The organism is Candidatus Krumholzibacteriia bacterium, assembly GCA_035268685.1.
Lineage (GTDB): Bacteria > Krumholzibacteriota > Krumholzibacteriia > JAJRXK01 > JAJRXK01 > JAJRXK01.
The window spans coordinates 1-8,222 of record DATFKK010000025.1; the positions used below are offsets into that span (position 1 = coordinate 1).

The 8,222-nt window shown below is 69.3% G+C and carries 10 protein-coding genes and 2 tRNA genes; 8 read left to right on the top strand and 4 right to left on the bottom strand.

The window, feature by feature from the left end:
- The first annotated feature begins 85 nt into the window (after positions 1 to 85).
- Complete coding sequence (locus VKA86_02610; GenBank protein HKK70081.1) at positions 86 to 595, top strand: HNH endonuclease signature motif containing protein; 510 nt, start codon at positions 86 to 88, stop codon at positions 593 to 595.
- Positions 596 to 739: 144 nt separating this feature from the next.
- Here VKA86_02610 and VKA86_02615 read toward each other — a convergent pair.
- Positions 740 to 826, bottom strand: a tRNA-Leu gene (locus tag VKA86_02615).
- 161 nt (positions 827 to 987) lie between these two features.
- On the opposite strand from VKA86_02615, the gene smpB reads away from it, so the two are divergent.
- From smpB to rdgB, 6 genes are read left to right on the top strand one after another with little or no spacing between them, the layout of a single operon-like run.
- Positions 988 to 1,518 carry an SsrA-binding protein SmpB gene (gene smpB / locus VKA86_02620; protein ID HKK70082.1) on the top strand — a complete coding sequence of 177 codons (531 nt, stop codon included), beginning with the start codon at positions 988 to 990 and terminating at the stop codon, positions 1,516 to 1,518.
- 35 nt (positions 1,519 to 1,553) lie between these two features.
- A complete protein-coding gene (locus tag VKA86_02625; protein ID HKK70083.1) occupies positions 1,554 to 3,092 on the top strand; it encodes an N-acetylmuramoyl-L-alanine amidase in 1,539 nt (512 codons plus the stop codon).
- Complete coding sequence (locus VKA86_02630) at positions 3,089 to 3,637, top strand: GerMN domain-containing protein (protein HKK70084.1); 549 nt, start codon at positions 3,089 to 3,091, stop codon at positions 3,635 to 3,637. The genes VKA86_02625 and VKA86_02630 overlap by 4 nt, the downstream gene beginning before the upstream one ends.
- Positions 3,634 to 4,470 (top strand): glutamate racemase, encoded by an 837-nt coding sequence (murI, locus tag VKA86_02635; protein HKK70085.1) that lies wholly within the window; start codon positions 3,634 to 3,636, stop codon positions 4,468 to 4,470. Before VKA86_02630 ends, murI begins: the two co-directional genes overlap by 4 nt.
- Positions 4,467 to 5,213, top strand: a complete 747-nt coding sequence (gene rph, locus VKA86_02640) for a ribonuclease PH (GenBank protein ID HKK70086.1) — start codon at positions 4,467 to 4,469, stop codon at positions 5,211 to 5,213. Before murI ends, rph begins: the two co-directional genes overlap by 4 nt.
- Positions 5,210 to 5,839 (top strand): RdgB/HAM1 family non-canonical purine NTP pyrophosphatase, encoded by a 630-nt coding sequence (gene rdgB / locus VKA86_02645; GenBank protein ID HKK70087.1) that lies wholly within the window; start codon positions 5,210 to 5,212, stop codon positions 5,837 to 5,839. The genes rph and rdgB overlap by 4 nt, the downstream gene beginning before the upstream one ends.
- Before the next feature lie 70 nt (positions 5,840 to 5,909).
- Here the strand turns inward: rdgB and VKA86_02650 are convergent, their stop codons facing one another.
- Positions 5,910 to 6,266 carry a hypothetical protein gene (locus tag VKA86_02650; GenBank protein ID HKK70088.1) on the bottom strand — a complete coding sequence of 119 codons (357 nt, stop codon included), beginning with the start codon at positions 6,264 to 6,266 and terminating at the stop codon, positions 5,910 to 5,912.
- Positions 6,267 to 6,516: 250 nt separating this feature from the next.
- Here VKA86_02650 and VKA86_02655 point away from each other — a divergent pair.
- Positions 6,517 to 6,594 (top strand) — tRNA-Pro (locus VKA86_02655).
- Positions 6,595 to 6,700: 106 nt separating this feature from the next.
- Here the strand turns inward: VKA86_02655 and VKA86_02660 are convergent.
- Both VKA86_02660 and VKA86_02665 read right to left on the bottom strand, forming a co-directional pair.
- Positions 6,701 to 7,153 (bottom strand): nuclear transport factor 2 family protein, encoded by a 453-nt coding sequence (locus tag VKA86_02660; GenBank protein ID HKK70089.1) that lies wholly within the window; start codon positions 7,151 to 7,153, stop codon positions 6,701 to 6,703.
- A gap of 91 nt (positions 7,154 to 7,244) precedes the next feature.
- On the bottom strand, positions 7,245 to 8,222 hold a 978-nt coding region (locus tag VKA86_02665), incomplete at its 5' end, for a hypothetical protein (GenBank protein HKK70090.1).

Below are 8,222 nucleotides of genomic sequence, written 5' to 3' on the forward strand. Positions count from 1 at the left end.
CGGTGGTGCAGGCCCAGGCACTTCCGCTCCGAAAGCGGGGATCTCGACGCCAGCGCCCGATGCCGAACCCGCCATCGAACCCCGCATGGCCCTGTCGTTCACGCTGACCGCCGAGGACCACGCCGCCTTCGAGCGGGCGCGCGCGAGGCTGTCGCGGACGAAGCCGCAGGCGATGTCGATGGAGGAGGCGTTGAACGCACTGGTCCACTTCTACCTGGACCACGACGGTCCGAAGCCGCGGAGGAAGAAGGCAGCGGACACGGCGAAGCCGGCACCCGCGAATCCGTCGAAGCCGAAGACCTCGACCCGCCACATTCCCCGCACCACGCGCTACCAGGTCTTCGACCGCGACGGCCACCGCTGCACCTACGTCGCGGCCGACGGTACGCGCTGCAGCGCCACCCATGACCTTCAGATCGACCACGTCCGGCCCTTCGCCCTGGGCGGGGACAACGAAGCCGACAACCTGCGCGTGCTCTGCGGCGCGCACAATCGGCGGCGGGCGGAGCACACCTTCGGCGCGCGCCGGAGCCGGGCCACGGAGTCACCGGCGCCGGAAACAGGGCGGATCGCGTCCGAGGAAGTCCGTGCGTGATCGACAAGGCGCGCGGAGGTCGACGGCAGAAGTCGACGCCCGCCGACGACCCCGCATGTGCTCGCAGCATCTCCGCACGAAAAAAAACCCGCTCACCGAAGGAGCGGGCCACGAGGGTCAGTTCTGTCGGAGAAGTCGGAGTCTTGGTGCCCGGGGCGAGACTCGAACTCGCACGAGGTTGCCCTCACTACGACCTGAACGTAGCGCGTCTGCCAATTCCGCCACCCGGGCACGGGTGCGCGAAGCGCGAGCGCCAACGGTAGTGACGGGGCGGGGTGGTGTCAAGGGACCGCGGGGCAGGCAGTTGCCGCGTCGCAGGGCGCGTGGTAGCTTGGCCGGTCCCGACCGGCGGCCGCGTCGGCGGACTCCGATCGAAGGCGAGCCGGATCTCCATGGCGAAGACGAAGGGTTCCAAGGGCGGCAAGAAGGGCCAGGGTGGCGGCGAGAACCGGAACGAGCGCCTGATCGCGCGGAACCGCAAGGCCCGGCACGACTACGAGATCCTCGAACGCCTCGAGTGCGGCATGGTGCTCATGGGCAGCGAGGTCAAGAGTCTGCGGGCGGGCCGGGTGAACCTGAACGACGCGTACGGCGACATCCGCGACGGCGAGGTCTACCTGCTCAACCTGCACATCAGTCCGTACGAGCAGGCCAACCGCTTCAACCACGAGCCGCGGCGGGCGCGGAAACTGCTCCTGCACCGGCGGGAGATCCGCAAGCTGATCGGCAAGACCCAGGAAAAGGGGCTGACGCTGGTGCCCCTGGCACTGTACTTCGAGCGGGGAATCGTCAAGTGCGAACTGGCCGTCGCCCGTGGCAAGAAGTCCTACGACAAACGCGCGGCGAAGGCCGACGCCGATGCCCAGCGCCGCGTGCAGCGAGCCCTGCGAGGAGGCGTGCGCCGTCACGGCGCCGACGACTGATGCGAGCCGCCCGGACGTTCATCGCGGTCCTGATCTTGACCACAGCTCTGGCGCCAGCACCAGCCGGCGCGCAGAACGCGGCGTCGCTCGCCCCGCCGCCTGCGGGAATCACCCAGCTCGACAGTCCTCCGACCGCGACCTGGCGCGCCCTGCACGCCGACGGGCGCGTCGACACGCGCATCGAATTGAAGCAGCTGCTGGGCGGACGCGAGGAAGTCTTCGTCGCCGGCAGCGATCTCGCCGAGATCCTCCAGGTCGGACGGTTCTGGCGGCCCGACGTGCGCAAGCTCGTGCTGCGGGTCGACGACCAGCGGCTCACCTTCACCGTGGGCGCGCGGTCGGTGGTCGGCGCCCAGCGGGCGATCCTGCTGCGCACGCCGGTCGCCTTCCACGAGGGCCAGGCCTGGATCCCGCTCGAGTTCCTGACCGACGTCCTTCCCGAGCTCACCGCACGGACGGTCGAAGTCGATCCCGAGCAACGGCGCATCACCCTCGGCCAACGCCGCGTGAACGTCACCGGCCTCGACATCCGGCGCGGCGAGGACACCACCGAACTCCGCCTGAGACTTTCCGAACCGCTCGCCTTCCGCGTCGACGACAGCCGTCTCCACGACCTGGTCATCAAGATCTACGGCGGCGCCCTCGATCCGCGCGACATCGCGCTCGGCCAGCCGCAGGGTCTGGTGAACGACGTCACCTCGCGGCAGGAGAAAGGCTTCGCGCTGGTCGAGGTCTCGCTGTCGGAGCTCGCCACGCGCTACCAGTCGCTGGCCGAGGACGAAGGGACCACCATCCTCCTGCGCATCGAACAGGCGCCGGTCACCCTGATTCCCGATCCCGTTCCGCGCGGGCCGCACATCGTGCAGACCCTGCCCCCCGAATCGCGCGGGCGCGAGGTGAACGTGCGCCGCGTGGTGATCGATCCGGGCCACGGCGGGACGGAGGTCGGCGCCGTGGGTGTCGGCGGTCTGGTGGAGAAGGACATCACCCTGGCCGTGGCGCTGCAGCTCGAGCGCATCCTCGAGCGGCGAGAGGACATCGAGGTGGTGCTCACGCGCACCGACGATTCGTTCCTCGGCCTGGTCGAGCGCACCGAGATGGCCAATCGCGAGGGCGCCGACCTGTTCATCAGCCTGCACTGCAACGCGTGGGCCGATCCGAGGGCGCGCGGGGTCGAGACCTACTTCCTGGCCCCGGCCAAGTCCGAGTGGGACGCGCAGGTCGCGCGGACCGAGAACACGAGCACCGCCGCGGCCGAGGATCTCGACTTCATCCTGTGGGACCTCGTGCAGAACCTGTACATCCAGGAGAGCGCCACGCTCGCCGAGGAGGTGCAGACCCGCCTGGCCGAGGACCTGGGGCTGCCCAACCGCGGGGTGAAGCAGGCCGGCTTCCGTGTGCTGGTCGGTGCCTTCATGCCGGCGATCCTCGTGGAGCTCGGTTTCCTCACCAACGACGACGACGCGTCCCGACTGCGCGACGAACGCTGGCAGCGTGACGCGGCCGAGGCCCTGGCCGACGCCATCGTCGAGTTCCGCGCGCGCATGGACGCTCTCCGGGAGCGGTCGCGATGAAGTGGGTGCTGCTGACCGTCGTCGTTCTCGCCCTGATCGGAGGCGGTGCCTACTACGTGCTCACGCTCGAGCCGACCGAGATCGAGGAGCCCGTCGAGGAGATCGACGTGGCCGAGGAGATGGGCACGCGCTCGATCACCCTGTTCTTCAGCACCGCCGACGCCCAGGGTTTCCTGCGCGAGTCGCGGTCAGTGCCCACGCGACGCCATCGTGACGAAGAGGTCGAACTGGTCATGGCCGAGCTGTTGCGCGGTCCGCGCAGCCAGGCCGCCGTGAATGCCTTTCCGCGGGGCACGAAGCTGCGCCGCGCCTTCCTCGACAGCTCGCAGCGCATCCTCTACCTGGACTTCAACACTGCGCTCGTGTCGAACCTGAATCCCGGGAGTGCGACCGAACTCGCCCTTCTCGGATCGATCCTGCGCACCGTCGCGATCGACTTCCCCGAGATCGAATCGGTGCAGATCCTCGTCGACGGACTCGAGGTCGAGACCCTCGGCGGGCACATCGACCTGACCCGGCCGCTGCGCCCGGAGAACTGGCTGTGAGCGATCCGCGACCGATCGGTGTGTTCGACAGCGGGATCGGCGGGCTCACGGTGTTGCGCGCGCTGCGCGAGCGTCTGCCCCACGAGAGCACCGTGTACCTGGGCGACACCGCGCGCGTTCCCTACGGCACCAAGGGCGCGGCCACGGTGATCCACTTCGCCGCGCAGGCGCTGGACCACCTGATCCACCGCGGCGTGAAGGCCGTGGTGATCGCGTGCAACACGGCCAGCGCGGTCGCGATCGAGGACCTCACCCGGCGCACGCACCTGCCCGTGATGGGAGTGATCGAGCCCGGCGTCGAGGCCGCCCTGGCCGTGACCCGCGGCCGCGTCGGTGTGATCGGAACCCTGGCCACCGTCGGCAGCGACCGTTACGGTCAACTGCTGCGGGCGGCGCGTCCGGGGATCGAGGTGATCGGCCAGCCGTGTCCGTTGTTCGTGCCGCTGGCCGAGGAAGGGTGGACCGACCATCCCATCACCCGTTCGGTGGCCGAGGAGTACCTGCACGGTCTGCGCGAATCCGGCGTGGACACGCTCATTCTAGGCTGCACGCACTACCCGCTGTTGAAGCCGGCGATCGGCGAGGTCATGGGTCCCGGGACCACGCTCGTCGATTCGGCCGTGGTGCTGGCCGAGTCGATGGCCGAGCACCTCGCGACGACCGGAGCCCACGCTCCCGACGACAACGAACCGACCCTCGAGATGCTCGTCACCGACGTCCCGCAGCGCTTCGGCGAGCTGAGCGAACGTTTCCTGGCCCACACCGTGGGCAACGTCGAACACATCGACCTCGAGACGCCCCCGACCCCGAACCCGCAGGACCCCGAGCGATGAGCCGACCGCACGACCGCAAGTCCAACGCCATGCGCGCCGTGAAGATCACGCCGCACTACCAGCGCCACCCCGAGGGCAGCGCCCTGATCGAGGTCGGCCACACGCGCGTGCTGTGCGCGTGCAGCCTCGCCCCCGGCGTTCCGCGCTGGCGCCGCGACAGCGGCCTGGGCTGGGTGACCGCCGAGTACGGCATGCTGCCGCGCGCGACCAACGAACGCACCGATCGCGAGGCCGCCCGCGGCAAGGTCAGCGGCCGCACCAGCGAGATCCAGCGCCTCATCGGACGCAGCCTGCGCGCCGTGTGCGAGATGGCCGAGGTCGGCGAGTTCACCCTGACCGTCGACTGCGACGTGCTCGAGGCCGACGGCGGCACCCGCACGGCCAGCATCACCGGTGGCAGCGTGGCCCTGTGGATCGCGCTCGAGCGCATGCGCCGTCGGTTCAAGCTGCCGCGTCACCCCATGCATCAGCACGTCAGCGCCGTGAGCGTGGGCATCCTCGAGGGCGAGGCCCGCATCGACCTGGAGTACGAGGAGGACTCGGCCGCCGACGTCGACATGAACGTGGTGATGACCGCCGCCGGCCGCTTCGTCGAACTTCAGGGCACCGCCGAGGGCGTGACCTTCGACGACGCCGAGCTCAACGCCATGCTCGGCCTGGCCAAGGGCGGCGTGAAGATCCTGGCCGACGTGCAGAAGCAGGCCTGCGAGCTGGCCGCCCAACAGATGGACGACGGTCGATGAGCCGCGTGATCGTCCTGGCCACCCGCAATCCCGACAAGGCCCGCGAGCTCCAGTGGCTGTTCGCCGAGCTGCCCGTGTCGAAGGTCGTCGCCGCCGACCACCTGGGCGACGACGTCCCCGACGTCGACGAGACCGGAACGACGCTCGAAGAGAACGCCCTGTTGAAGGCGCGAGCACTCGCGGAATTCAGCGGCGAGCTGTGCATCGCCGACGACACCGGCCTCGAGGTCGACGCCCTCGACGGGCGCCCCGGTGTGTACGCCGCCCGCTACGCGGGCCCCGACGCCAACTACGCCGACAACTGCGACAAGCTCGTCGCCGAGCTGCAGGGCGTGCCCGAGGCCGAGCGCACCGCGAGCTTCCGCACCGTGATGGCGCTGGTCGATCCGCGCGGCGAGGAAGGCACGTTCGAACGCACCGTCGACGGCGTGCTCGAAGGACGCATCCTCGAGGCCCCGCGCGGTGACGACGGCTTCGGCTACGACCCGTTGTTCCTCGTCCCCGAACTCGGCCGCACTCTGGCCGAGGTACCGCTCGAGGAGAAGAACCGGATCAGCCATCGTGCGCGTGCGTCGCAGGCGATGGTGGAGTTGCTGCGGGGGTACCTGGAGGCGGTGCCGGAGTAGGCGGCGCGTCGTCGCCCGTTCGGCGATTCGAGTTCCTGTCGTCGGTCCCGGTCGTGAACAGCCCGGCGCCTCATGGCGTCGCCGGCCACTCCTGCGCGATGCGATCGTCGACCTCGTCGAGGTACTCGTCCACCTCGCGCGCGAAGGCGTTCCAGGTGTCCTGCTGCTGCTCGTCGATCTGCTGCTGGTAGGCCTTCAGCCGGTCCTGGATCTCGTTCAGTTCGATGCGCCGCGTCTCCACGTAGGCCGAGTCCTCGGCCGCGGCCAGGGCACCGACCTCGTCGAGTTCGTCCTCGATCGTGTCGAGCTGGCCCTCGATGCGATCCTCGAGCCGATCGCGCGACTGGGTCCAGCCGGGCTGGTCCTCGGGCGTGCCGCAGGCGGTGGCGAGCAGCAGGGCGAGAGCGGCGGCGAGCAGGGGTTTCATGGTGGGTCCTCCGCGGTGGGCGGGTGTTCCGGGTTCCGATGGAGGACGGTAGGCACGCCGGGTGCCGGGGCCCGCGGGGGTCCGTGGGCAAGTCCGGGCGGGGGGATTCCCGATCCGGCGGTCGGTCGTCGCGGTGGTGGGGCGGTGGGCGGCGAGCCGTCCGGTCGTCATGCCGCGCGGTACGCGCGGCCGGCCGGGAATCGGACTGTCGGCGCCGGCGGTTTGCGCTACCATGTGCCGTCCCACCGGTCGGGGCGTGGCGCAGCCAGGCTAGCGCACCTGCTTTGGGTGCAGGGGGTCGCCGGTTCGAATCCGGCCGCCCCGACCACACGGCTGGTCTCCCGAGCGACTCAGCTCACGGAGGTGATCCCTTCGCTCCCGTCGACCGCGTGAACGTGCGAAGAAACCTGTCCGAGACGAACGAGACGCTCCCTTCAGTCCGCGAGCTGGCTCGTTCGGCTGATCACCTTCCATGTGCCCGTGTCGTCCTGCACCCAGACGTCGACGAGTTCGAAGTGCGAAGGCAACGCACCGCGGCCTTCCTGAGACCAGTCCATCGTCATCGTCACGTGGGCCACGGCGACGTGCCCCGTCACGCGGACGTCGGACGAAGTGATCTCTGCCGAGTGTACGTCCATACCGGTCATGCCCAGATACGCCTCCTTGGAGATCGGTGCCGCCTCTCCATAGGTGCGAAGGAGACGGAAGTCGGGGTGCATGATCTCGTCGACCGCCTCGAGATCAGTTCCCTCGGGGGCCTCGAGCGCGGCGGCCCAGGCTCGTTCGCGAGCCGTGACGTCGTCGGCGGGGAGGGCGGTACGTTCGTCGGCGTGGCCCGGAAGGGCGGTCAGGAGCAGGAGCAGTGGAAGGATTCGGAGTGCGGTCATGGATCCTCGTTCGGCTTGTTGTACGGCGGAGCCGGAGCGTAAGGGATGCCCTGGCTGCGAGCAGGAGCCGCGGTTGCTGCCCGGGCGCGGCCTACTGCTCGCTGCACGGACTCCCCCCGTTCGACATGATCTCCGTCGCCTTGAAGTTCACGTTCAGAGTCACCAGCCGCGGTTCCGCCAGCGTCCCCGCGCCGAGCACACCCGAGAGCGTCCCCTCGATCGTCACCCCGTCGTTCTCGACGATCACGAGTCGTGGAGGCTGTTCGCCTTCGACCGGCGCGATGAACGAACCTTCCGCCGTCCCGTCGAAGTACTGCACGTTCATCATGTCGAAGGAGCCCGTGACGCCTCCCGAGATGTCCGTGCCGAGCGATCCCGTGAGGATCGGGACGGAACTGGTTCCGCCGGGGGTGAACTGGAGGCTGGTTCCGCCGCCCTGGCCCGAAGACCACACGGCGAAGTCACCCGACCAGGCGTTCGAAACGTCCCCACTCACGGTCGCACCGAAGGCACACCGGCATCCGGCGACGACGACCTGGGCGTATCCCTTCAGGTCGGTGTTCTCGACGCTGGTGGCGATGATCACGGCCTCACCACCGGCGGTCGACGGCGCGGTATAGGTCGCGCCGCTCATCGAGCCGACGCCTTCCCAGCTCCACCTCACCTCCTGGTTCTCCAGTCCCGTCACGACTGCGGCAAAGGTCTGCGGTTCGTCGGGCGTGAGGCAGACGAAGGCCGGCGAGACGGTCACGCCCCCGTCTTCGTAGGCGATGGGTGCTTCGTCCTCGCGAGGGTCGGAGTTCACCTTTCCCTCGCGCAGGCCGGTGTCGGCCAGGCTGCGGGCCTTCACGAGGATCGGCGGATCCCATTCCTCCGACGGCGTCGTGACGGCCAGGGTGCTTCCGTCGGGCCGGAAGTCCTGTGGCAGCGACCCGCCTTCGCCGGGATACCACTCCACCTCTTCGTTCTCGGCGTTCTCCACGCGGACGGAGAAGTTCACGGTCTCGTCGGTGTTTGCCGTGGCCTGGAACGGGTCGATGAACACTTCGATCCGGCGCGTGTCGATGGT